This is a genomic window from Enterococcus sp. DIV1314a (genome assembly GCF_051713805.1).
Taxonomy (GTDB): Bacteria; Bacillota; Bacilli; order Lactobacillales; family Enterococcaceae; genus Enterococcus_I; species Enterococcus_I aquimarinus.
Genome location: NZ_JBIOQP010000001.1, coordinates 1,576,885 through 1,602,066 on the forward strand (window position 1 = coordinate 1,576,885; position 25,182 = coordinate 1,602,066).

Sequence of the window (25,182 nt, forward strand, 5' to 3'; positions counted from 1 at the left end):
ATATAGTGAAACGCTCTTTTTAACTGAAAGAGTGTGGCGTAGTATTCAACTCAATCTTTACTAAATACGTAAGCAACAACGCAATCAGCGTAAGAATCACTTGATTAATCGCTCCTTGCTCACTTTGCGAGTAAAGACGTTTGAGGATCAAATTCTGTTTCAAATGCTTAAAGAAAAATTCGATTTGCCAACTTGCTTGATAAATGTCTACCACTTCATTGGTGGAAACATCCAAACGATTGGTGACGATTCGAAGGATTTTTTGCTCTTTCGTCCGAATCGCAACGAGTCTGAATCGTCCAGTCGCATAGCCTGTGCCACCACCGAGCATAACCTGCTGGTCGCTAATGATTGTGCCGTCAGCTGTCTTTGGATGATCGACCGCTATTTGGTCCAAGACGGTGATTTGAATGTCGGACTTCGTTCTTGTGACGAAGAAGTAGCCATCATTGTGCAGACGGTCAAGCAGTTTATAATCAAAATAATCTCGATCGACGACATCGATTGCTTCTGTCTTATTCACCAACAATTCACATTGGCTCCGATCTTGTTCTTTGGCATTCGTCATCATAAAACTTTCTGTATATTGATTGTTCTGATCCAGATAACAGAGATTTAAGTGAAGTTTGATGCCAGATTTCGTTTGACGAAACTTGGCCCAAGGGAACCAGGTTTTATTCAAGGGAATCGTTGTCGAATCAATCAGTTGAAGGCTTGAAGTTTTTGAACTCGGGCGTTGCGTTGAAACCTTTTGCACGAGACTTGTAAAGATTTCCATTAAGATATTCGTGTTTATTTCCGCCCATCTACGAGACAAAGATCTATGCGAAAGCGAATCGATGCCAACTTCTCGGCATAATCGTTCATCCATAAACGCACGTCCAATTTCGCGATAGCTTAGCAATTCTTCGTAAACTGCGTGTAAAAGGATTTTGATTGTTGTTTGAAAATCCAGTTTTTTATGATAATAATCATATTTTTTTATGGTCATTTGAGCTTCTTTTGAACATTCATTGACATTTGTTGCAGAAAACCATTTCTGAAAGGCTGTTTTTTTGTTATACTTATCCATGAGTTAGTCTTTTTTATTGGTCTTGGATAAGTCATCCTAGATTCAGTATAAAGGACTTTTTTTAGTATGAACAGTCATAAATTAGGGTTTATAGCGTGAAATTATCTTTGCACCACTAGTGTATATATATTGGAAAGTAAAAAAATGAATAGTGCTTAGTGTACTCATTGAGAGAAAGATGTGATGAAGTAATTACTATAGGATTATTTTATCTAAAAAAATCTATGGTATTTTAAAATAACTTTTTAGCTATCTTTTTAGCTATAAAATGAAGCAAAAAAATAATTTAAGAGGAGATAGTAAGATGAAAAAGAAGGGGCTTCAAAAAGTTATCTATAGTATTTTAATATTGTTTTTGGTTATTCCACAATTTTTAACGCCGTATGCAACGATAGTATTTAGTGATGATACCAAAGAAAGTAGTAAAATAATTACAAATAGTGAGCTTGATAGTAGTAGTTTACTAGATTTAGAACAAGCTGCAAGTCCAGCTGTAGAAAACGTTACGAGTGAAACTGAAATTGATGATACTACAACTTCAATTTCAGAAACATTAGAAATACCGAAAACTGATAGTTCAGCATCAGAGAAATCATCCACTGCAGAAAGTAATCATGATTTAGATTTAATGAAATCTGATAATACACCACCTGTTTTAGAAAGTGTTGAAATTAGTTCTAAAGAAGTGAATGTAGGAGATAAAGTTACGTTTAAAGCAAAAGTCAGTGACGATTTATCGGGAGTAACATATGTGAGTGTTGACTTTAATTCTCCGACCGAATCTAGACGTAATGCTATTGTATTAAGATTTAATGAATTGAGTGGATTATGGGAAGGAAGTTATACAGTCCAGGAACATGATGAAGCAGGAGAGTGGAGTTTATACTACTTAGCGGTGCATGATAAGATAGGCAATGTTAAATTATATAGACAAGTAGAAATTGAAACTAATTTGACTTATACAGTTACTAATTTAAGTAGTGATAAAACACCACCCGTATTGGAAAGTGTTGAAATCAGTTCTAAAGAAGTAAATGTAGGAGATACAGTTACGATTAAGGCAAAAGTCAGTGACGATTTATCGGGAGTAACATACGTGAATCTTGAATTTAATTCTCCAACGGAATCGAGACGTAATAAGATTAACTTAAGATTTAATGTATCGAGTGGATTATGGGAAGGAAGTTATACAGTCCAGGAACATGATGAAGCAGGAAAGTGGAGTTTATACTACTTAGCGGTGCATGATAAGATCGGTAATATTAAATTATATAAGCAAACAGAAATCGAAACGAATATGTCTTATGAAGTTAATAATCCAAGCAGTGACAATACACCGCCTATTTTAGAAAGTGTTGAAATCAGTTCTAAAGAAGTAAATGTAGGAGATACAGTTACGATTAAGGCAAAAGTCAGTGACGATTTATCGGGAGTAACATACGTGAATCTTGAATTTAATTCTCCAACGGAATCGAGACGTAATAAGATTAACTTAAGATTTAATGTATTGAGTGGATTATGGGAAGGAAGTTATACAGTCCAGGAACATGATGAAGTAGGAGAGTGGCTTTTAAACTACTTAGCGGTACATGATAAGATAGGTAATATCAAGTTATATCGACAAACAGAAATAGAAATCGACCTAAGTTATTTCATCAAATCATTGAATGAAGATGGTTCTGAAAACGAACTATTACCGTGTGAAATTGTAACTTCTAATACGACGTGGTCCAATAAAACAATAAATAAAGATGTCTATGTTGGACCAAATGCAGTATTAGATATTACGGGAAATGTTCAAATCAACGGTAATGTCTATGTTTACGGAATTATCCGAGCTTATCGGGGCCTTAAGATTAGTGGGAAACTATCTGCCAAACAAGTGATTTACTCTAGTAGTATAGGTGGATCACTATATCAAGGAGGTGTTTATTTAGCATTAGGTGGAGGGCATTCAATTCCTTCAACAGAAGTGTCAAACAACGCCTATCCTATTCCCTTAGAGGTAAATTTTAAAATACTTGAGAGTAAGGATAAGTTTGTTGTTTCAGGAGAAACATTACCATTTCTAGATGTTTATATTGATGAGCAAAAAGTAGCTGTCAATCAAAGAGGCCATTTTACAATCGAACTAGCCATCTCTAAAAATACCGTACCAATAAGAGTTAGTGATATTTTTGGTCATGTTACGAATGAGACTATTAAACTTGGACTATATATTTTAACTTTTGAAACTAATGGTGGTGGAAAAATTGCGCAACAAGAATTTAATAATATTAACTTATATCCTAAAAAACCATCTAATCCAATAAAAAATGGCTATACCTTTGAAGGATGGTATTTTGACCAAAAATTCCTTAATCCTGTTGATTTTTCTAGTACTACAGGATTGAATGAATCTACAATTGTTTACGCCAAGTGGAAAAAGATTATTACAAATTTAAATCAATATGGAACCATTTTAGAACAGAAATATCATTTGTTTGAGGACGAGGCGTTGAAAAAAGATATTTCTTCTAAATATCAATTAATGAACAAAACTGTGCATGTTACGCAGTCTTTTATTTCAGAAGAAGGAGAGACAATTTATCTTATTTCTGACAGTAAACAACAGTTAGGTTATATAAAATCTTATGACATTCAATTAGCAATAGGTGAGCAAGGTGTTTATCATAATTATGGAAAATACGTAATGCTAAAAGGTGACTATGCAATCTGGAATGGTTTTGATTGGGCAACAAGCACGAGCGCAGCGCCGTACAAAAATAAAACTGTTCAAGCTCGTGGTATTTATTATCACTTCAACGGCTCCAGCTATCTTTCACTTTATGATAATCAAGGAAAATGGATTGGTTATATGAACGCAGCCGGAGCGCATGTGGCACCTGGTCAACAAGGGATTTATCAAACGTATAATAAATACGTCATGTTAAAAGGCGATTATCCTATTTGGACCGCATTTGACTGGGCTAAGAGCATTGATCTCACACCCTTCAAAAATAAAACGCTAGAAGCACGCGGCATATATTATCACTTCAACGGCTCCAGTTATCTTTCGCTTTATGATAATCAAGGAAAATGGATTGGTTATATGAACGCAGCCGGAGCGAATGTGGCACCTGGTCAACAAGGCATTTACCAAGCGTACAATAAATACGTGATGCTAAAAGGTGACTACGCAATCTGGAATGGTTTTGATTGGACAAAAAGTACAAGTGCAGCGCCATACAAGAATAAAACTGTTCAAGCACGCGGCATATATTATCACTTCAACGGCTCCAGTTATCTTTCGCTTTATGATAATCAAGGCAAATGGATTGGCTATACAAATGCGGCAGGAGCCAATGTCTCAACTGGGCAACAAGGGATTTACCAAACATATAATAAATACGTTATGTTAAAAGGCGATTATCCTATTTGGACGGCATTTGATTTTGCTAAGAGTATTGACCTGACATCTTACAAAAATAAAACTGTCCAAGCTCGTGGTATTTATTATCACTTTAACGGCTCAAGCTATCTTTCACTTTATGATAATCAAGGGAAATGGATAGGTTATACGAACGCTGCCGGAGCGCATGTGGCACCTGGTCAACAAGGAATTTACCAAACCTATAACAAGTACGTTACGGTTAAATCGAACTCGTATGCGATTTGGAAAAATTTTGGCTGGTCAAGTAAAGCGAGCGGGAAATTTGCTGGGAAAACCTATTTAGCCAAAGGTATTTATCGTCACTTCAATGGATCGAGTTACTTGTCCTTGTATGATTCAAATAACAAATGGATTGGATATATTAATCAAAATGGGACTAAAGCAGGATCTTCTCAACAAGAGAAATTTAAAAAAGTCCAAGATTTATTAAACAAAGAATTTAAAAATCAAAATTTAGGGATTTATGTGATGAGTTTGGTCGACGGATCGACGGCTCAAATTAATGGCAATAAACAGTTCCATGCGGCTAGTACTGGGAAATTACCTGCTCTTTATTACACGCAAAAAATGATTTTGGAAAAGAGAGTAGATGGGAATAAACTCCTAACTTATACAGATGCCATTAATCAAATGCCAGGTGCTTATATGCGTGGTGGGGCAGGAGTGTTACAAAGTCAGCCTTATGGCAAGAAATTTTCGCTTAATACAATCATGAATTGGACGGCGAAGTATTCAGATAATCAAGGGACGAACTTTTTAGCGTATTACGCGTCAAATAAATACGATGCAGCAATGAAAAAAGAAATTAGTACGATTATGGGACGGAATTGGACGGCACCGTTTTATGTTAATGCGAAGGATAATGCGATGATGTTAGAAGCGATTTATAACCAAGGCGGTAAGTTAATTACCGACATGTCAAATACAGTTTATGATAATCAACGAATTCCGAAATACATCCCTGTACAAGTGGCGCATAAAATTGGGGATGTGAATGACTTAAGACACGATGCTGGTATTATTTACAGTAAAGATCCCTATGTTTTATCTGTCTTAACTCAAAATTATCAAAGCTATGAAAAAATTTCGGTTTTATCTAAGAAAATCTATGATATTTTAAAATAATTTTACCCCACACAACTAGAACTTTCTGGTTGTGTTTTTTTGAGTTCAACGATATACTAGGAGGTACAGTTTTCGTAGCTGTTTTATTTTAAATCTGACATTAAATCGTATTTTTTATTGATTTTTAGGATTAAAAGATTCATCTGTATCAATTTTAGAAAAAATAAATATAACAGAGGTGTGTGCTGTTATATCTCAGGGAGTGGGAGAATCGATGTATGAACTGCATCAGGTGAGCCAGCGGTATCACGATCAATTAGCGATTGATGATTTATCTTTTTCTGTCGAGAAGCGAGAGTTTGTTGGGATTGTGGGAAAAAGTGGCTCAGGGAAATCGACGTTATTGCGTTTAATGAATTTAATGGAAGAACCAAGTCAAGGGAAGATTTTGTTTGGGCAAAAAGAAGTGAGTGGTTTTTCTAAAAAAGAAAAGCAATCGGTCCAGAAAAAGATTGGGATGGTATTTCAACAGTATCATTTATTGCATAATCAAACGGTATTACAAAATGTGATGCTGCCGCTTAAGTTGATTGGCAATAAAGAGACAGACTATGCGTTAGAATTGTTAGATTTTGTCGGTTTAGCAACGAAAGTCAATGATTATCCGGTGCAATTATCTGGTGGTGAGAAACAACGGGTGGCTTTGGCCCGGGCATTAGTCCGTAAGCCTGAGTTGTTACTGTGCGATGAAGTGACGAGTGCTTTGGACGAAGAGTATGGCGAAGAGGTGCTGATGCTGCTTCAAAAAATCCATCGCGAATTTCCGGTGACGATTCTTTTTGTCAGTCATGATTTGGATGCGGTCAAAAAAGTTTGTCAGCGCGTGCTTGTCATGGAGCAGGGGCGTTTACTAGGTGAACTTACCAATACACCCAATCCGTTAATCAAAGATTCGAAAAATTACTTTGAGAAAGTGCAAAGGAGGCTACACGGATGAGTCTTCAAGAGCGATTAGTCTATTACTGGCCTGAGTTAGTCTTATCCTTGGAACAAACCGCGATTATGATGGGTATTTCGTTAAGTGTGGCTTTGCTTGTGGGCTTGCCATTAGGGATGGCATTGTATTTAACCCATCCAAAAGTGCAACAACGAGAACACTGGGCTTACTGGGTATTCAATGCCTTGATTAGCATTATTCGCTCGTTTCCTTTTTTATTATTTGTCGTGGTATTAATTCCTGTTGTACGGTTTCTGATTGGGCGCGCATTTGGCCCAGTTCCAGCATCGTTTCCGTTAAGTATCGTAGCGATTGCTATTTTCGCGCGGTTAGTCGAGCAAGTTTTGCTTGATATTCCGAATGAGATTCGGTTGTTAGCTGATTCATTAGGGGCGACGACAAGACAATATATTTGGCATTTTTTATTAGTAGAAGGTCGAAGCGGACTGGTTTTAGCGTTTACGACGACGATTGTGAGTATGACGTCTTATTCGACCGTCATGGGAATTGTCGGTGGTGGTGGGATTGGCGATTTCGCCATCCGTTATGGGTATCAAAGTTATCAATATGGGATTATGTATGTGGCAATCTTGATTATGGTTGGTTTTGTCTTTGTGGTTCAAATGCTAGGTAATCAATTGGCGCATCAATTAGATAAAAGAAAGTAGGAAGAAAAATGAAGAAATTATTATTTGGTTTAGTGGTTTTAAGTTCAGTAGGTCTGTTAGCGGCTTGCGGGAATCAATCGGAAGAAACATCCGAAGATAAAGTGATCACGGTGGCGGCACAAGCACCTCCGATGACAGAAGTAATCAAAAAAGCAGCAGAAGTTGCAAAAGCAGACGGTTGGGATATTCAACTTGTCCAAGTTAACGATAATGTTGCTTACAATGACATGGTAGCGAGCAAAGAAGCAGATGCGAGTTTTGCGCAACACAAACCCTATATGGAAAAATATAATAGTGAAAAAGATAGTCAATTAGTGGCGATTCAACCGATCTATGATGCGAAAGTTGGTTTTTACTCAAAGGATTATAAGAGTGTTGATGAGATTCCAAATAAGAGTAAAGTCGCGATTCCAAACGATGCCTCAAATGAAGGACGAGCGCTTGCGATTTTAGCAGATGAAGGCTTAATTACCTTAACGCCAGGTGTCGGTACGAATGCGACACTGAAAGATGTGGTGGATAATCCAAAAGAATTTGAATGGTTATCGGTTGATTTACTGAACCTTGCGGAAGCGTATAGTGAACCAAATGTCGCGTTAGTCTATAATTACCCAACGTATATTTCAAAAATAGGGTTGAAACCTTCTGATGCGCTTTTCTTAGAACCAAACGTCGATCAACGCTTCTCTATCCAATTAGTTGCGCGTGAAGACAATCAAGACTCCGAAAAAATAAAAGCCTTGAAAAAAGTAATGACAAGCGATGAAGTCCGTGACTTCTTAGTCAACGAACACGGCGAAACCCTCATCCCGTCATTTTAATCAAGGTGGACGAAATGGCGTTTTTCGCTGAGCAGCTGGAAGGAAATGAGGGCAATCGTTTTTCGATTGACTGATTTTTCTGAAGCTGCCGAAGCGAAGCCATTTCAGCCCCGTAAATCAAGGTGGACGAAAAGGCGTTTTTCGCTGAGCAACTGGAAGGAAATGAGGGCAATCGATTTTCGATTGACTGATTTTTCTGAAGCTGCCGAAGCGAAGCCATTTCAACCCTTGTTCTAAAAATCATTCAAAAGAATCGCTATCAACAAAGGCCTGCTAAAATTATTTTTAGTGGGTCTTTGTTTACAAGAACGTTAAATTCGGCGTAATTTTTCAAAGTAAAACGCTTTTTATGATATACTTTCTGTAAATGAGTCAAGAGAAAGTAGCGATGAAAAATGTTATTTTGGTTTGTCATATTAGTACTTATTCTAACAAAAATATTGCCGAATGATAAAAAGGTCTATTATTTATTTTTTCCGTATCTCGCTTTCGTCATGAGTACGGTCAGTTTTTTGTTGTTGCGTCAAGTAAATGATGAGATGGTTGATCTCTCTGTGTATCTCTTTCCGCTTTTAGGGAAGAATCAACTTAATAGTCTGCTGACGTTCTTTGCGGCTGTTCTGATTTTTGCGGTCGTTCAATTAGTAAGAGCGTTGCATCGCAAAGGAATCCTTGAACGTCGGTCACCCTTGACCAAAAAACAAATTACCTGGGTGCTCGTCTCAAGTCTGATTGTTTTTATTGGTAGTTTGCTGGTATCAACGAGCTTTTGGGCGGTCCATTCTTTTGGTAATTTGACATTTGATCAGATGATTTATACGATCAGCCAGCCATTAGGCGATTCTGATCCTGGTCAAATCATCAATTACATTTTAAATCCTTTATTAAATACGTTTGCGATGACGCTGAGTATCACGAGTTTCTTTCTGGTATTTTCGCTTTATCGTCCGACGTTTAAACGACAAGAGAAGTCTTTTTTTATCCCAATGGTCATTACAAGTAGTCTGTTTTTATTGATTGTGAGTGCGTCGATTAGTATTCGCGAGATTGGTTATGCTGACATTAAGGCTTATTACTTTGAAGAAACGGAAATTTATGAGGAATATTATGTGGATCCGCGTGAAGTGAATTTGACCTTTCCAGAAGAGAAAAGAAACTTAATTTATATTTATCTTGAATCGATGGAGACGAGTTATGCCTCGCAAGAAGTGGGTGGGGTTAAGAGTGAAAACTTGATTCCTCATTTAACCCAACTTGCCTTGAATGAAGGCGTGCAATTTTCACATCAAACCGGACTGGGCGGGTTTTACCAAGTACCCGGTGCGAATCAAACGGCGAGTGCGATGGTCGCTCAAACTTCTGGCTTACCACTGCGAGCGTCGGGTGGTGATTTGGATGTGAATTTTTATGGTCAAGATGGCTCTGATTTTTTCCCAGGTGCTTATTCGCTTGGTGAAGTTTTAGAAACACAAGGATATAATCAAATGCTTTTTATTGGCTCGAGTAAAGATTTTGCCGGACGTGGCAAGTACTTTACCCAACACGGCAATTATGATATTCGTGATGTCTATTGGGCACGTGAACAAGGACTCATCCCCGAAGATTATTGGGAATGGTGGGGCTATGAAGATCGTAAATTGTTTGATTTTGCGAAAGATTCGCTCAGTGAATTAGCTGCTAAAGACGAACCGTTTAACTTTACGATGCTGACGACTGATACGCATTTTGAAGACGGTTTTGCGACCGAAGAGACGCCTAATTTGTTTAATGATCAATACAGTAATGTCATTCATGATAATGACCGCCAAGTGAAAGCCTTCATCGAGTGGATTCAGGCGCAACCGTTTTATGAAAATACAACAGTTGTGATTGTAGGGGATCATTTGACGATGGACAGTGATTTTTTTGACAACGACGACCAGAACTATCAACGGACCGTTTATAATGCCTTTTTAAATACGACGCAAACAGCCAGTCGTGTGACGGATCGTCAAGCGACGGCCCTTGATTTGTTTCCGACAACTTTAGCCGCGTTAAATGTGACGATTGAAGGAGAACGATTGGGCTTAGGAACGAATTTGTTTTCAGCAAAACCAACCTTAGCCGAAGAACTAGGTTTTGATTCCTTTTACACCGAATTAACGAAACGTTCGACCTTTTATGCCGAGAAGTTAATGCAAGGGACGGACGACGAAATCTATAAACAGCGAGAAGCTGAAAAAGAAGCGGAGGAATAAACGTTTTTCGCAAAATGAAATTTGTCAAACGTTCGCTTTTCTGATAAAATGAATCGAATGATTTTTTACAATGAAGGAGATAAAAATATGATTTCTGCAGTAGATTTAAGAGCGGGTATGACATTTATTCAAGATGGTAAATTAATTAAAGTATTGGACGCAAGTCACCACAAACCTGGTAAAGGAAATACCGTTATGCGTATGAAATTACGCGATGTTCGTACAGGTGCGACGTATGATACAACACTTCGTCCAGACGAAAAGTTTGAAAAAGCACATATTGATACAAAAACAGTTCAATATTTATACACAATGGATGATACAGGATTCTTCATGGATTTAGAAAGCTATGATCAATATGAAATTCCCGTAGATACTATTGAAGAAGAAATGAAATACATTTTAGAAAACATGGAAGTAAAAATTCAATTTTACGGTGCAGAAGTCATCGGAATTCAATTGCCAACAACGGTTGTTTTACGAGTGGCAGAAACACAACCTTCTATTAAAGGCGCAACAGTTACAGGTTCTGGTAAACCAGCAATTATGGAAACAGGCTTAACAGTCAACGTTCCTGACTTTATCGAAGCTGGCGAATTATTAGAAGTGAATACTGCTGAAGGTTCATACGTGAAACGCGCAGGTAAATAACGACAGTAAAAGAGACAGGCCAATCATGCGCTCTGTCTCTTTTTTGATGGAAGGGAAGAGTTGGAATGCTCGTACAACAATGGAATAATTTTTTCGAAAAGGGAGCACTCTATGTGATCAGTATTGGGATTGGGCTAACGGTAGGGTTGATTGATACGCTATTTGGCCTGGTTTTACTTCAATTAACTGTCTATCGAGAAGCTCATTTTTTGCCACTCGTTTTATTTCTAGCACCGGTGGGAATGTTGATTTTGTATTGTTTTCAACGCTTTGGAGAGCGGATTCAAGAAGGGATGAGTTTAGTTTTTGAAGCTGGTCAAGGAGGCGATGTGACGATTCCGAAACGGATGGTGCCGTTTGTTGTGATCGGGACGTGGCTGGCGCATCTGGTCGGGGCCAGTGTCGGTCGCGAAGGAGTCGCCGTGCAAATTGGCGCAACGGTGGGTCATTGGTTCGGGAAATTAGCGCAAGCAACGAATCAACGATGGTTTATTGTGATTGGGATGGCTGCGGGTTTTGCCGGTCTATTTGAAACGCCGATTGCAGCGACTTTCTTTGCCGTAGAAGTGTTGGTTGTCGGCCGTCTCTATTCGAATCTATTATTGCCAACGTTACTGGCGGCTTTCACCGCGAGTTGGACGTCGCAACTGATGGGATTGGAGAAATTTTCTTTTATCCTACCAGGGACGTTGGTGTTTAGTTGGGGATTGCTTGTGAAGTTAATCCTTGTCGCTGTTTGTTTTAGTTTAGCGGGTCGCTATTTTGCGCAGCTACTCAAATTCAGTAAACAGTTTTGGAGTACAAAAATCGCCAATCCACTTGTGCGAATTGGCTTAGTCAGTTTATTTCTAAGTTTATTGTTTCTGATGTTTCATTTTGGGCGATATTCTGGTTTAGGGACGAATTTGATTCAATCGAGTTTTGCAGGCGGAAGCATTTATTCTTATGATTGGCTGTTGAAATTTGTTTTAACAATTCTTACGTTAAGTATTGGTTTTCCAGGAGGAGAAGTGACACCTCTTTTTGCTATTGGGGCAACGCTTGGCGTGTTTTTAGCTTCCGTATTAGGCCTTCCAATCGTATTCATTGCCGCTTTTGGCTATATTGCGGTCTTTGGAAGTGCAACGAATACGTTACTTGCGCCCATCTTGATTGGTGGCGAAGTCTTTGGTTGGGAAAATCTACCGTATTTTATCCTGATTTGTGCCATTAGCTTTGCCCTTAATGGTAATCATAGTATTTATGCTCGCCAGAAAATGGCGGAGGATTTGTGATTGAAACGAGAAAACGTTATAGAACGAACATGTGGAATAAGCGATGTTCGTTCTTTTTGTATTTAAAAAAGTGACAAAGGAGGAAAGAAATTCCTGCCTTTATCACTTTAGAGAGAGTTATTAGAGTTTCTCACCCGTTACAATTTGTACGAATTCTTTTGCTATTTTATCGAGATTTGCTCTAAGGAGAGCTAAATCTTTTTGATTGGTAATGAAACCTAACTCGACTAGACGATAAGATACATCGACTTTTTTTGAAACATTTAAATTGAGTAAGTCCGTACGGTAACTTAAACCAGCACTGCTAGCTGTATTTCTCCAAATGCTATTGTATTTCCCGACAACAGCTGCGAGCGCTAAGTCTTGTGTATAATTACTTTTTCCAGGAGACACAATGACGTGTCCTCCGGTACCAATATTTTGGATACCAGCATCTAAGTGTATCTCGGTAATCGAGGAGAGTCCATAATAGATATCATATAAACCATCGCCACTTTTAGTTTCCTTGTAGAGATTTCTTGAAGTATCATAAAAAATAATGTGATTGTTTTTTAGTTGATTGGCATATTTTTGGAGATAGGGAAGAAGCTCTCTACGCGTGAAATCTCGTTCATTGGTTCCATTCCCAACTGCACCGGGATCAGTATCACCATGTCCCATAACAAACAAGTGTACTGGTCTATAATCTACGCCATTTTCATTGATATAGCCAATCCATTTATTGTTATTGTCATAAAGCGATAAATATTTTGATCCATTAAAGTGATAATAAATGCCTTTGGCTAAGTATGATTGCCCTGAAAAACTCCCTGAAGCTTTTGAACTCCAACTAAAGTTTTTCCAAATTGCGTAGGCATTTGACTTGATTGTGACGTATTTGTTGTAGGTTTGGTAAATCCCTTGTTGTCCAGGTGCCACATTCGCTCCGGCCGCATTCATATAACCAATCCATTTTCCTTGATTATCATAAAGCGAAAGATAACTGGAGCCGTTGAAGTGATAATATATACCACGGGCTTGGACGGTTTTATTCTTGTACGGCGCTGCACTTTTACTTTTTGCCCAATCAAAACCATTCCAGATTGCGTAGTCACCTTTTAGCATCACGTATTTATTATACGCTTGATAAATCCCTTGTTGACCAGGTGCCACATTCGCGCCGACCGCATTCATATAACCAATCCATTTTCCTTGATTATCATAAAGTGAAAGATAACTGGAGCCGTTGAAGTGATAATATATACCACGGGCTTGAACAGTTTTATTCTTGTATGGCGCTGCACTTGTACTTTTTGCCCAATCAAAACCATTCCAGATTGCGTAGTCGCCTTTTAGCATCACGTATTTATTATACGCTTGGTAAATCCCTTGTTGACCAGGTGCCACATTCGCTCCGGCGGCATTCATATAGCCAATCCATTTCCCTTGATTATCATAAAGTGAAAGATAACTTGAGCCGTTGAAGTGATAATATATACCAAGGGCTTGGACGGTTTTATTCTTGTACGGCGCTGCACTTGTACTTTTTGCCCAATCAAAACCATTCCAGATTGCGTAGTCACCTTTTAGCATCACGTATTTATTGTACGCTTGGTAAATGCCTTGTTGACCAGGTGCCACATTCGCTCCGGCTGCGTTCATATAACCAATCCATTTTCCTTGATTATCATAAAGTGAAAGATAACTTGAACCGTTAAAGTGATAATAAATACCACGGGCTTCCAGCGTTTTGTTTTTGTAGGGTGTGAGATCAATACTCCTAGCCCAGTCAAATGCGGTCCAAATAGGATAATCGCCTTTCAACATGACGTATTTATTATATGCTTGATAAATCCCTTGTTGACCAGTTGCTACGGTCACACCTTGTTCAGCAATATTTCCAATCCATTTTCCTTGGTTGTTATATAGAGCGTAATAGGTTGTCCCATCAAAATTCGCATATACGTATTTTGCTTCTAGTGTTTTATTTTTATAATTCGTCGAAGGAGTACTCGTTTTTAGTTCGTTATCCCAAATGGGATGAGTCCCACTAATCGTTACAAATTTCCCGAAATCTTTTTTAGCACCTAATTTACCCGCGTATAAATCAACTCCTTTGGCATTCACATAACCAATTAAGGTATCTTGATTATTATAAACGGCTAAATACTGTGAGCCATCGAAGTGATAATAGATTTCTTTAGCTAAGAGTATTTTCTCTTCGTATGGTTTCGTTGTCGATTTAACTTTAAAGTTGAAACTGCTCCATAATGGGTAGTCCTTATTTAATGTTAAATAGGCGTCGAAATCTTGAGCAATTCCCTCGGCATCGGGAGAAATAACGGTTAAAGATTGTTCAATAATGGCAACGGTAGCGCCTTTTTTATCGGTTAAGACAAGGTATTCTTTGCCATCAAAGTGATAATAATGTTCTTTGACAAAATAAGTGCGATTCAATAATTCGTCTATTGAGAAGCTTTCAGTGAAAGTAAAATCTTTGTAAGCTTTATTTTCTTCGGTGGTTTCAACGACCATAATATAGTGATTGTATTCTTTGGCTGTTCCTTGAAGGTTCTCAGTGAAAACAAGTGATTTATTTTCAGCATCATTTTCGATATATCCAATCAATTGTTGTGCTTGATTATAGAGTGAAACATAGATTTTTCCGTTGGCTAGTTCAAATTGTTCTTTTGCGAAAAAAGTTTGATTTTTTACTTCTTTTCGTTCAACGATTTCTGTGAGTTCTTGGGATTGATAAATGACAAAGGACTCTTTTTCGGTAATCGTGATGTATTTCTCAAAAAGTATCGGATTACTCCAATCTTCGAACCCGTCCGATTCAGATGGAAACGTTTCTGTATTTTGTGGTGTTTCTTGCGTAGAACTTGTCTCGGATGAAGAAGGATCACTTGTTTGGGTGGTAGAGATTTCTTCTTCTACTAGTTCTGGTTCCTCATAGGTGGTTGTATCTGACGTGAAATCCCATGGACTCAGTGATTCTGTGGTTACCGTTTCTTGTGTCGAGGGTGGTTCAGTTGTTTGACTATCATCTGCAAAAACTTGAACGGATGGGATGCTTGTGCTGACTAATGAAGCGATCAGTAGCCAATTTACGATTTTTTGTTTCATGTTTTCCTCCTTTAGTAATTAAAATGTTGAAAAATAGTTTGTTAATACTTGTATTATCGGTAACTTTCATTACTTTTTCAATCTATTTACGGTTTTTCCTGTAAGTACTTTTCTTTTTGCTTTCGTGTCAACTTCTTGAAGGCGGCTTCGGCTTTCATGGCCTCGCTTCGGGAAGAAAAACACTCTTGATGAATCATGGTGACGGGGCGGCGTTTGGCTACGCGGGTATATTTTGCTCCGCTACCGTCATTGTGTTCTTGCAATCTTCTTGCGGGATCAATGGTATACCCTGCGTATAAAGTGTTATCGTGGCATAAGAGAACGTAAAAATAGTGCGTTTTAGCGTCCATAAAGTTTCTCTTTAATAATTGGTGTGTATTCCCCGTTTTGATCATAAGTGAAAATGGGGGGGAGGACTTTGAAGCCGGCTGTTTTGCCGTCTTTAATGCCTTCGATTAATAAAATATTGGCTTCCTTTCCATCTTTTGGATAAATGAATTGCACGCGTTTTGGTGCGAGGCGGTGTTGTTGCATTTTAGCTAAAATATCTAAGAAGCGGTCAGGGCGATGCACCATCGCAAAACGGCCATTCATTTTTAGTAATCGACTGGAGACGGCTAAGACTTCATCAAGATTGGTATGGATTTCGTGCCGTGCGATTGCCAGATGTGGATTGGGATTTTTGGTGCCTTGGGGTTCATTTTCAAAATAGGGTGGATTACAGAGCAGTAAATCGACCGAATCGCTCGGGATTTTCGTTAGACTGTCTTTTAAATCCATTTGGTACATGGTCATCTGGTCTTCGAGTTGATTTAACACAATGCTGCGCTTTGCCATATCGGCTAATTTTTCTTGTAGTTCGACTTGATAGATGTGTGCGGCTGTTTTACGGCTCACAAATAAACCAACTGCGCCATTACCGGCACAAAGGTCGACAATCGTGCCTTTTTTTGGAATCGTGGGAAAATCTGCCAATAATACGGCATCGAGTGAAAAGGAAAAAACTTCAGAACTTTGGATAATTTGGATATCTTCCGCGTAGAGTTTATCAATTCGCTCATATTCATTTAATTGCATGATGGAACGCTCCTTAAAATAGTATCTGTTCCCATTCTACCAAAAAATGACGGTGCTGGAAGCAAAAAAATGAAGTTTCTCTTGCGATTTAGCGCTTGCTTTTGAACTTCTGATAAAAATAGTCAAAAAAGCTTGTTAATCGTGCCGTTTTTTTGCATACTTAAAGATAAATATGGATAGAAAGAAAGGGATAAATGAATGTTTTTTAGTTTTATGCGTGGGGTTGTCCGAGTGGTTTTATTCATCATCAATGGCCCCTTCGAAATTCAAAATAAAGAAGCTCTACCCAAGGATGAAAATTATATTTTAGTCGCGCCGCATCGCACGTGGTGGGATCCATTGTATATGGCCGTTGCCGCTCGTCCAAAACGTTTCGCCTTTATGGCAAAAGAAGAATTATTCAAAAATGTGTTTTTACGCTTCATTTTGAAAAATTGCAATGCCTTTTCGGTGAACCGTAAAAATCCAGGTCCGAGCGCTATTAAGACGCCAGTTAAAATTTTGAAGGAAACGGATTTAAGTTTAATCATGTTCCCGAGTGGAACGCGTCATTCAAAAGCCCTCAAAGGTGGGATGGCGATGATAGCGAAAATGGCAAAAGTTCGCGTCGTACCATGTGTCTACCAAGGACCGGTTACTTTAAAAGGGTTATTTAAACGCGAAAAAGTCGTGCTACGTTTTGGCGAGCCGATTGATTTATCGGATATCAAAAAATTAAATGCCGAAGGGTTACAAGAAGTCGAACGCCGAATTCAAGGATCCTTTGATCAGTTAGACTTCCAAGTGAATCCGCAATTTGTCTATGCGATTGAAGAAGACGTCGAAGTTGTTCAAGAAGACAAAAAAAGTGAATAAGACAAAAAAGTGTTTCTTTGAATAAAAGAAGCGCTTTTTTTTATGTACAAGTGTGTCTAAAGGCCACAGTATGAGCGTTACTCAAAATAAAGTTGAAGGATCAGCATTTGCTCATTGCAAAAAAGGCGAATCAATTCCACGTAATTGGCTTCTGGTAAAGATTTTCTGCGTGAAGCATTTTCGCAACGAACGCGAAAGTGGTATAATGGTGAGAAGAACATTTTTCAGGAGGGGTAAGATGCGGTTTTTACATACGGCCGATTGGCATATCGGTAAAAAGCTCCATGGATACGATTTACTCAAAAATCAACAAAGGGCAATGGACGAAATCTTGATGATTGCCAAACAAGAAGCGGTCGATGCCATTGTCATTGCCGGTGATTTGTATGATCGCTCGGTTCCTGGAGTGGAATCGGTCGAATTACTCAATCAACAACTCATTAAAATGAATTTAACCGAAAAATTTCCGATACTTGCCATTTCGGGTAATCATGATTCGAGCACGCGCTTGGCAACGGGGAGTCCGTGGTATCACCAAACGCAATTTCATCTACATACGACGATTGAAGAGGCGCTGACACCAGTAGAATTGGAAGATGTCCAATTTTTTCTCTTACCTTATTTTGAACCGATTGCGGCACGCTTATTTTTCGCGGATGAGGAGATTCGGACGATTTCCCAAGGCGTCTTGCGTGTGGTGGAAGCGATGATTGCTTCGTTTGATCCGACTAAAAAACACGTGTTAGTGACGCACTTTTTTGTGGCAGGCAGTTTGCGGACCGATTCGGAGACGATGATTGAAGTAGGCGGACTCGACGCGGTACCGGTGGATGTCTTTGATGCCTTTGATTATGTGGCGTTAGGACACTTGCATTCAAAAAATGCGCTAAAAACAGGGAAGGTTCGCTATAGTGGTTCGCTTTTAAAATATTCGTTATCCGAACTGAATGATGAAAAAGGGGTCTGGATTATTGATACCGATACCCCAGAATTGACCCCTCTCTTTCATCCATTGACCCCACTCCAAGACATGAAAGTCGTTGAAGGAAGTTTCAAGGAACTGACAGATCCTGCTTTTTATCAAACGTTTGATCGTGAGGCGTTTTTGCATGTCTTATTGACGGATCAGGGAGTGATTCCGAATATGATGAATCAATTACGCGCTATTTATCCGAATATTTTATCGGTAGAACGTTTGAATGGTCATGAAGTTGTGATGAAAGAACGCCAGCAACGTCTAGAAAAGCAATCGCCGCAAGCTTTGTCGCAACAATTTTTTACTGACATGACTGGCTCGACTTTTACGACGAAGCAACAACAGTGGTTGGAAAGAGGTCTGGCGGTAGCAAACGATACAGAAAAGAGGGAGAACTAGGTGCAACCACGTCAATTAACGTTACGAAATTTTGGTCCTTTTATTCATGAAACGATTGATTTTAGTGAGTTTGAAGAGGGGGGACTCTTTTTAATTAGTGGCAAAACGGGAGCCGGGAAGACAACGATTTTTGATAGTATGACCTATGCCTTGTTTGGTGAAACGACAGGACAACAGCGCTCAGGTAAAGAAATGCGTTCCTTGTTCGCTTCGCCGGATGAGATGACTTCAGTGACTTTTCTCTTTGAACATCAAAACATGTTCTATCAAGTCGAACGCGCGCCCGAACAAACGCTTCGCAAAAAGCGCGGCGAGGGCACGACGAGTCAAGCAAGTAAAGTCTCCTTAACGATTTACGATGCCGCGATGAAAGAACTAAAACAACTCACAAAGCGTGGCGAAGTCGATACCTTTATTCAAGACCTTTTGCAACTCGATGCGAAACAATTCTTTCAAATTATTTTGTTACCTCAAGGAGAGTTTCGTAATTTCTTGATTGCTTCGAGTGCGGAAAAAGAAAAACTGTTACGCAATGTTTTTGGAACAGCACTCTATCAACGCTTAACGGACTGGTTGCATGAAGAGCAACGTCAAAAAGCGCAAGAACTTGAGAAACAAAAGCAACAAATTCTCACTTTAGGGGAACAATTTCTCTGGACAGGGGAACGCAAAACGGCCTTAACCATTCCAGAAACGTTTACGGTTTGGGAACAAGACATGTCGTTGTTAGCGGCTGCTATCGAGCAAACAACCGACGAACATCTCCGCTTACAAACGAGCAAACAGACCGCAGAACAAGAATTTTACGCAGCAAAGACGCTTCATGCCCAAAAGTGTGCGCATGAAGAACGAGTAGCAGCTTTTGAAAAGTTGCAACAGCAAGCACCAATCATACAGGCGCAAAAAGAACGACTGACTTTTTTACAACAATTAGAAAAAGATCAATCGTTGCTACAACAAGTCGCCCAGTCGCGTTTACTCTATCAAGAAAAAACGCAAGCACTTGCCAACCTGACAATAGAATATGACGCGCTTGTCGCAGAAAAAGCCCAATGGGAAAATCAACAAGCGACGATTCAAGCGCACAAACAAGCATTAAGTGAACAGACGACCGAGCGCGACCACTACGAGCGCTTACTCCCGATGGCACAAGAAATGGTGTTCTATCAAGAGCAGTTTGAAACAGTACAAAATCAACGTAGCAACAATCAAGCGCAACTTGATCTCATAGAAAAGAAGTTGCAGGAAATTGCCGAAGAAATCAGTGCCGTAACGCTTGTGTTGAAAGAAAAAGAAGCGTTATCCGCACTGGAAGTGGCGTTAGTTAAGATGAAAGGCCAAGTTGATCTGTGGGAAGAAAAACAGCAAGGGTTAAATCAGATCGATCATGCGCTCGAACAAAAAAATCAACAAATGAGCGAAGTGCAAGCAGAACTGACGCAAGCAACGGATCGTGTGACAGTCAAAGAAGCGCTCTTTAAACAACGACAAAGCGAGTACGCCCAAAGTCAAATTACGTATTGGCGTTCGAAGTTATTGCCAGGAGAAGCTTGTCTCATTTGTGGTTCATTAGAACATCCAGCGTTAAATAGTGAAATCGATAGCCATCTAACGCAAGACACAATCACTGAAGAAGAAGTGCAAGAAGCACAACAAGCGTGGGAACAGGCAAGGAATCAGATGCTTACAATCAATCAACAGTTGGAGCAGCGACTCTTTGAACAAGGCATTTTGCGGACACAAGAAGAGACGTTACAAGAAGACATTCAACGGATCGAGCGAGCGTTTGTCGTTGAATTTGCAGTTGAAGAAGACCTTTCACCAAAAGCCGGTTACGAGCAAGCCCAAGGCATTTTTAACGAAAAAAAAGACCGCTATACCCAAGCTCTAGAGCAAATGGATGCACTCGAGAAGAAACAGCAGTCTTACGTAACCGAAAAAGCGGAATTGCTTCAGAAAATGAGTATGCTCGACAAACAAACGATTCAACTGCAAACCCAACTGGATCATTTAGCAAAACAGCTCGGCTCCTTTTCACTGTTAGAACTACAAACGATGATTGGCGAGCTGACACAACGCATTGATTCCTTACAAGGAACGATTCAGGAGTATGAACTCGCTGGAGAACGTTTGGCTAACCAACAACTCGTTTTATCTGAAAGAAAAGACGTTTGGTGTGAGCAATTGAAGGAATGCGAGAAGCAGTTACACCATCATGAAGCGCAAATCGCAAGCTGTTTAGAAGCTTACGCACCACTTATAACGGAAGAACATTTGCGGTCACGCTTAGTGGAACTGGCGGATATTTCGCCGTTAGTCAAAGAAGTGACGGATTATGAAGAACAGTGGAAGATTTTACATCATCGCATTACAGAAGAAGCCGTGCTAACGACACTGGCTTGGCCCGATTTAGCGGTACTTGAAGAGGCCTATGAACAGGTGAAAGAACAAGAGACGCTTGCTTACAAAGCATTACTCGAACAGCGAAATCAACAAACACGCAATCAAGCATTGATCGAACAGTTACACGTTTTATGGCAAAAAAATCAAGACGCGCTTGAGGAATTAGGCGAGTTGCAACATCTATCGGCGACGTTACGCGGGGATAATCCGGAAAAATTGAGTTTGGAACGCTATTTGTTACAATCTTTTTTACAAGAAGTGTTAATGGTAGCCAATCAGCGCTTAGTCAAATTAACGCGCGGACGGTATCAGTTTTTATTAGCTGAAGAAAAAGGTAGTTACCGCAATTCCACCGGTTTAGAAATCAATATTTATGATGATAATGCCGGTACGACACGCCGTTCTCAAACTCTTTCAGGCGGTGAAAGTTTCATCGCGGCCCTCGCACTCGCTCTTTCCTTAGCGGATGTGATTCAACAACAATCCGGCGGGGTATCGATCGAGGCGTTGTTTATTGATGAAGGATTTGGTTCGTTAGATGAAGAGTCGCTTGAAATGGCGCTTGAAGCATTAGAGATGATTGAACAAGAAGGACGGTTAATTGGAATTATTAGTCACGTCAGGGAATTAAAAGACCGGATTGTCCAACAATTAATTGTTGAGACGAATGGGGCCGGACAAAGTCAAACTAGAACGAAAATAGGATAGGTGGGATTCGAAAATGAAGTGGAGTATACCAGAGCGAGTCATTGAACGAGGTCGTGATTACTTAAAAGAAAATCGTGTCTTATCCGTTGTGCCAGATCTTGATAATCAAGTATGGCATGCCGAAGTCTTAGGAAGTGAGTTATACCGCATCGACTTAGACTCGACAGCGAAAGAAGAGGATTATTGTCAGTGTCCTTATTGGGAAGAACATCATTTTTGTAAGCACACCGTAGCCGTTGAATTGTACTTAAGACAAAAAGGCTTGACGCGTCAAATGAAGGGTGAAGTGGCGAAAAATCCAGTTGCCTTTTCACCATCAGAAATGTTTTCCAAAGGGTTTTATCGCTTACAAGAAGAACAACAACCTTTGGCGATGATCTTGCCGTTAGAAATCCAGTGCCAAATGGATAGCATTCCAACGAATCCGTATCGCAGGGAACTGGACGTCTTAGGGATTAGCTTGAAAGTCGGGTTAAAAGAGGGGCGCAAGTATGTCGTTAAGAATATCTATAAGTTTTTACAAGTCTATCAAGAAAGTAAAATTTATAGTGGCATCAAGCAAGGGAATTATTATCTACATGCGAACGCCTTTTCAGCTGAAGAAAATGTGGTCTTACAACAGTTATTACAAATAGCGCAAACGCAACAATTATTAGGCCAGGTCGGAGTGCAAGTCAATGGTCAATTAGATAAAAAATATGTCTTATTGCCAGTGAATGAAAGCAAGACGTTCGTTCAACAAATGCAAAAAGTGGATTTTTTATTTCAAGATGGTGACGTTCGCTATTCAACGGTGGTCTTTACCGACGAGCCGAGTCCGCTGGCTTTTTCTTTAAAAGCACAAGAAGACGGGTATGAATTAACGCAAGAACAAACGTTTGAACGCCTTTATCAAGCCTATCATTGGGGGATTTTTGAAGGTAAAATTTATGAATTAAGTGCGGAAGCGATGGAAGTTTATTTAACCACGATGCAATTAATGAAACGGATTGATACGCCCCATATTCGCTATCCTAAAAAGGAATTATCATTATTATTCCGCCAAGTCTTGCCATTTTTACGTAAAATTGGTCAAGTGAACATTTCAGAAGCTGTCTATGAGGCTGTTAGTGAAGAACCACTTGAAATCATTCTTTATTTCCGACGTAAACAAGGGAAGATTGATGTGCGCGTGGATTATCGTTATGGCGAAATTGTGTTTTCAAGTCATCCTGCGTATCAATACTTACCTGAAAATGCGCCAGAAGTTTTACGAGATTATCAAGGAGAAAAACGAGCGATTCAGCTCTTAGAACAATTTAAATTTAGCCAAGTTCCCCAAGGTGGTTGGCAAAAAGACATTCCAAAAGGGGCGAGTCTCTATCAATTTTTCACCCATGAAATTCCAGTGTTTCGTCAAATTGGAAAAGTACATCTAGGGAAAAAACTAAAAGAACTCTATCTTGAAGGAAAAGAATTTAAACCCGTCATTGAAGTGCGTCAAGAAGACTCTTGGTTAAATGTCTCGTTTGATATTTCAGGCATCGATGCCCAAGAAGTCCAAGAAGTCTTACGGAGTTTGTTGCGTCAAGAGGCTTTTTATACGTTGAAAGATGGAAAAGTTCTTTCGTTAACCGACGATCAATTTCAAGAAACAAGTCGCATGTTACAACAATTACGCCAACAACTAAAAAGTGATTCTTCGATGTTTGAAGTGCCATTATATCAAGGATTACAGCTGCAAGAGCAACTGGGAGATCAGGCGAGTTTTAGTCAAAGTTTTGATACGTTGACGCAACATTTAACGGCACCTCAGACATTTGAAGCGCAACTGCCGCAACATATCCAAGCCGATTTACGAGAATATCAAGTACACGGTTTTCGCTGGCTAAAAATGTTGAGTCATTATCATTTTGGAGGCATTTTAGCCGATGAAATGGGTCTAGGAAAAACACTTCAGACGATTACATTCTTGTTATCTGAAAAGGAAACGAAGCAAACGATTAAAACGTTAATCGTGACGCCAGCTAGTTTGACGTACAATTGGCATCAAGAATTAAAACGGTTCGCGCCTGATTTATCGAGTGTCGTGGTGCATGGAACGAAAGATGAGCGGGAGCGCTTGTTGATGAGCGACCAAGAAATTTTTATTACCTCTTATACGAGTTTGCGACAAGATATTGAGACGTACCAAGAATTAGCGTTTGATTACTTGATTCTAGATGAAGCGCAGATGGTCAAAAATAGTTATACGAAGACGGCTCAAGCGTTGCAATCGTTGATGATTCCGCGGAAATTTGCTTTAAGTGGAACACCGATTGAAAATAATTTAGATGAATTATGGGGCTTATTCCAGTTAATTATGCCAGGTTTTTTCCCGACGCGTCAAAAATATCGGGAATTATCGGCCGAAGAAATTGCCCGTATGGTCCAACCGTTTGTGTTACGACGTGATAAGAAAAGTGTGCTCAAAGACTTACCAGATAAAATTGAACGCAATTATTATAGCGGCTTAACCGATGAACAAAAGAAAGTGTATCTTGCTTACTTACAACAAATGCGCGAAGAAGTGACCGATATGGATAGCGCGACGTTCCGTAAGAGCCGAATTTCCATTTTAGCTGGGTTGACTCGTTTACGCCAAATTTGTTGCGATCCTCACTTGTTTATTGAAGATTACGAAGGAACTTCAGGCAAATTAGAGCAAGTCAAAGATTTAATTGCGACGGCGATTACAAATAAACGTCGTATCTTGTTATTCTCACAATTTACCGGAATGTTGACCATTTTAGAACAAGCATTAGCTGAGATGGGTGTTTCGACCTTCTATCTACGCGGAAGTACACCGCCAAAAGAGCGGGTAGAAATGGTGGATGCCTTTAATGCCGGCGAAAAAGAAGTTTTCTTAATTTCATTAAAAGCAGGTGGAACCGGGCTGAACTTAACCGGTGCTGATACGGTCATCTTGTATGACTTGTGGTGGAATCCAGCGGTCGAAGAACAAGCTGCAGGTCGCGCGCATCGCATGGGTCAAAAGAAAGTCGTGGAAGTATGGCGCATGATTGCTGAAGGCACGATTGAAGAACGCATGGAAGCATTACAACATGAGAAAAGGGAACTCTTCCAAAAAGTCATCCAAGGTAATGAAACACAACTGCAACAATTGACAGAAGAAGATATTCGCCTCATCTTAAGTATTGGCGAGGAATAAAACGTCGGATGAACCAAAGAATTTGTATTTGGTTCATCCTTTTTCTCTTCCATTATTATTTGAATCGTAATCGAGGAGAAAGCTTGGTATCAGTGCTTTTTTCGTTAGTTAAAATCGAAAGTTCGTTTTTGATGCTGGAACTGGTGGCGGTATCATTTTCTTATTAAAGAAAATCATTCGCTCCTCTTTTTAATGGAGAAAAAGTGACGAACACTTGTTTTTTTACTTTTTTACCGTGTTTTTGTCTT

Annotated in this window: 15 protein-coding genes; 11 read left to right on the forward strand and 4 right to left on the reverse strand. The window is 39.4% G+C overall.

Annotated features, from left to right (window positions below; all coding sequences use genetic code 11):
• Positions 1-19: 19 nt before the first annotated feature.
• The gene (locus tag IGI68_RS07435; protein WP_438731954.1) at positions 20-1,072 is read right to left on the reverse strand and encodes an IS4 family transposase; all 1,053 of its coding nucleotides are present in this window, start codon (positions 1,070-1,072) and stop codon (positions 20-22) included.
• A gap of 304 nt (positions 1,073-1,376) precedes the next feature.
• On the opposite strand from IGI68_RS07435, the gene IGI68_RS07440 reads away from it, so the two are divergent.
• From IGI68_RS07440 to IGI68_RS07470, 7 genes are all read left to right on the forward strand, one after another.
• The gene (locus IGI68_RS07440; protein ID WP_438731956.1) at positions 1,377-5,630 is read left to right on the forward strand and encodes a serine hydrolase; all 4,254 of its coding nucleotides are present in this window, start codon (positions 1,377-1,379) and stop codon (positions 5,628-5,630) included.
• Between the two features lie 214 nt (positions 5,631-5,844).
• Positions 5,845-6,567 (forward strand): ATP-binding cassette domain-containing protein, encoded by a 723-nt coding sequence (locus IGI68_RS07445; protein ID WP_438731958.1) that lies wholly within the window; start codon positions 5,845-5,847, stop codon positions 6,565-6,567.
• A complete protein-coding gene (locus IGI68_RS07450; RefSeq protein ID WP_438731960.1) occupies positions 6,564-7,235 on the forward strand; it encodes a methionine ABC transporter permease in 672 nt (223 codons plus the stop codon). Before IGI68_RS07445 ends, IGI68_RS07450 begins: the two co-directional genes overlap by 4 nt.
• A gap of 8 nt (positions 7,236-7,243) precedes the next feature.
• The gene (locus IGI68_RS07455) at positions 7,244-8,056 is read left to right on the forward strand and encodes a MetQ/NlpA family ABC transporter substrate-binding protein (protein ID WP_438731962.1); all 813 of its coding nucleotides are present in this window, start codon (positions 7,244-7,246) and stop codon (positions 8,054-8,056) included.
• A gap of 395 nt (positions 8,057-8,451) precedes the next feature.
• Entirely contained in the window at positions 8,452-10,293 is a 1,842-nt protein-coding gene (locus tag IGI68_RS07460; protein ID WP_438731964.1) for an LTA synthase family protein, read from the forward strand.
• Positions 10,294-10,380: 87 nt separating this feature from the next.
• Positions 10,381-10,944 carry an elongation factor P gene (efp, locus tag IGI68_RS07465; protein WP_071875356.1) on the forward strand — a complete coding sequence of 188 codons (564 nt, stop codon included), beginning with the start codon at positions 10,381-10,383 and terminating at the stop codon, positions 10,942-10,944.
• Positions 10,945-11,009: 65 nt separating this feature from the next.
• Complete coding sequence (locus IGI68_RS07470; protein WP_438731967.1) at positions 11,010-12,218, forward strand: chloride channel protein; 1,209 nt, start codon at positions 11,010-11,012, stop codon at positions 12,216-12,218.
• Between the two features lie 120 nt (positions 12,219-12,338).
• On the opposite strand, the gene IGI68_RS07475 is transcribed toward IGI68_RS07470, so the two are convergent.
• The 3 genes from IGI68_RS07475 to IGI68_RS07485 all read right to left on the reverse strand — a co-directional run bounded on the left by IGI68_RS07475 (position 12,339) and on the right by IGI68_RS07485 (position 16,403).
• Complete coding sequence (locus IGI68_RS07475) at positions 12,339-15,326, reverse strand: N-acetylmuramoyl-L-alanine amidase (RefSeq protein WP_438731969.1); 2,988 nt, start codon at positions 15,324-15,326, stop codon at positions 12,339-12,341.
• An 86-nt stretch (positions 15,327-15,412) separates the two neighbouring features.
• The gene (locus IGI68_RS07480) at positions 15,413-15,676 is read right to left on the reverse strand and encodes a GIY-YIG nuclease family protein (protein WP_438731971.1); all 264 of its coding nucleotides are present in this window, start codon (positions 15,674-15,676) and stop codon (positions 15,413-15,415) included.
• The gene (locus IGI68_RS07485; RefSeq protein ID WP_438731973.1) at positions 15,666-16,403 is read right to left on the reverse strand and encodes a tRNA1(Val) (adenine(37)-N6)-methyltransferase; all 738 of its coding nucleotides are present in this window, start codon (positions 16,401-16,403) and stop codon (positions 15,666-15,668) included. Before IGI68_RS07485 ends, IGI68_RS07480 begins: the two co-directional genes overlap by 11 nt.
• A 198-nt stretch (positions 16,404-16,601) precedes the next feature.
• Here IGI68_RS07485 and IGI68_RS07490 point away from each other — a divergent pair, with 198 nt between their 5' ends.
• The 4 genes from IGI68_RS07490 (at position 16,602) to IGI68_RS07505 (ending at position 24,934) form a co-directional block, all read left to right on the forward strand.
• On the forward strand, positions 16,602-17,258 hold the full coding sequence (locus IGI68_RS07490; RefSeq protein ID WP_438731975.1) for a lysophospholipid acyltransferase family protein: 657 nt from the start codon (positions 16,602-16,604) through the stop codon (positions 17,256-17,258).
• Between the two features lie 238 nt (positions 17,259-17,496).
• Positions 17,497-18,633 carry an exonuclease SbcCD subunit D gene (locus tag IGI68_RS07495; protein ID WP_438731977.1) on the forward strand — a complete coding sequence of 379 codons (1,137 nt, stop codon included), beginning with the start codon at positions 17,497-17,499 and terminating at the stop codon, positions 18,631-18,633.
• Positions 18,634-21,744, forward strand: coding sequence for an AAA family ATPase (locus IGI68_RS07500; RefSeq protein ID WP_438731979.1), 3,111 nt, complete (start codon positions 18,634-18,636; stop codon positions 21,742-21,744).
• A 13-nt stretch (positions 21,745-21,757) separates the two neighbouring features.
• Positions 21,758-24,934, forward strand: coding sequence for a DEAD/DEAH box helicase (locus IGI68_RS07505; protein ID WP_438731981.1), 3,177 nt, complete (start codon positions 21,758-21,760; stop codon positions 24,932-24,934).
• Positions 24,935-25,182 lie beyond the last annotated feature (248 nt).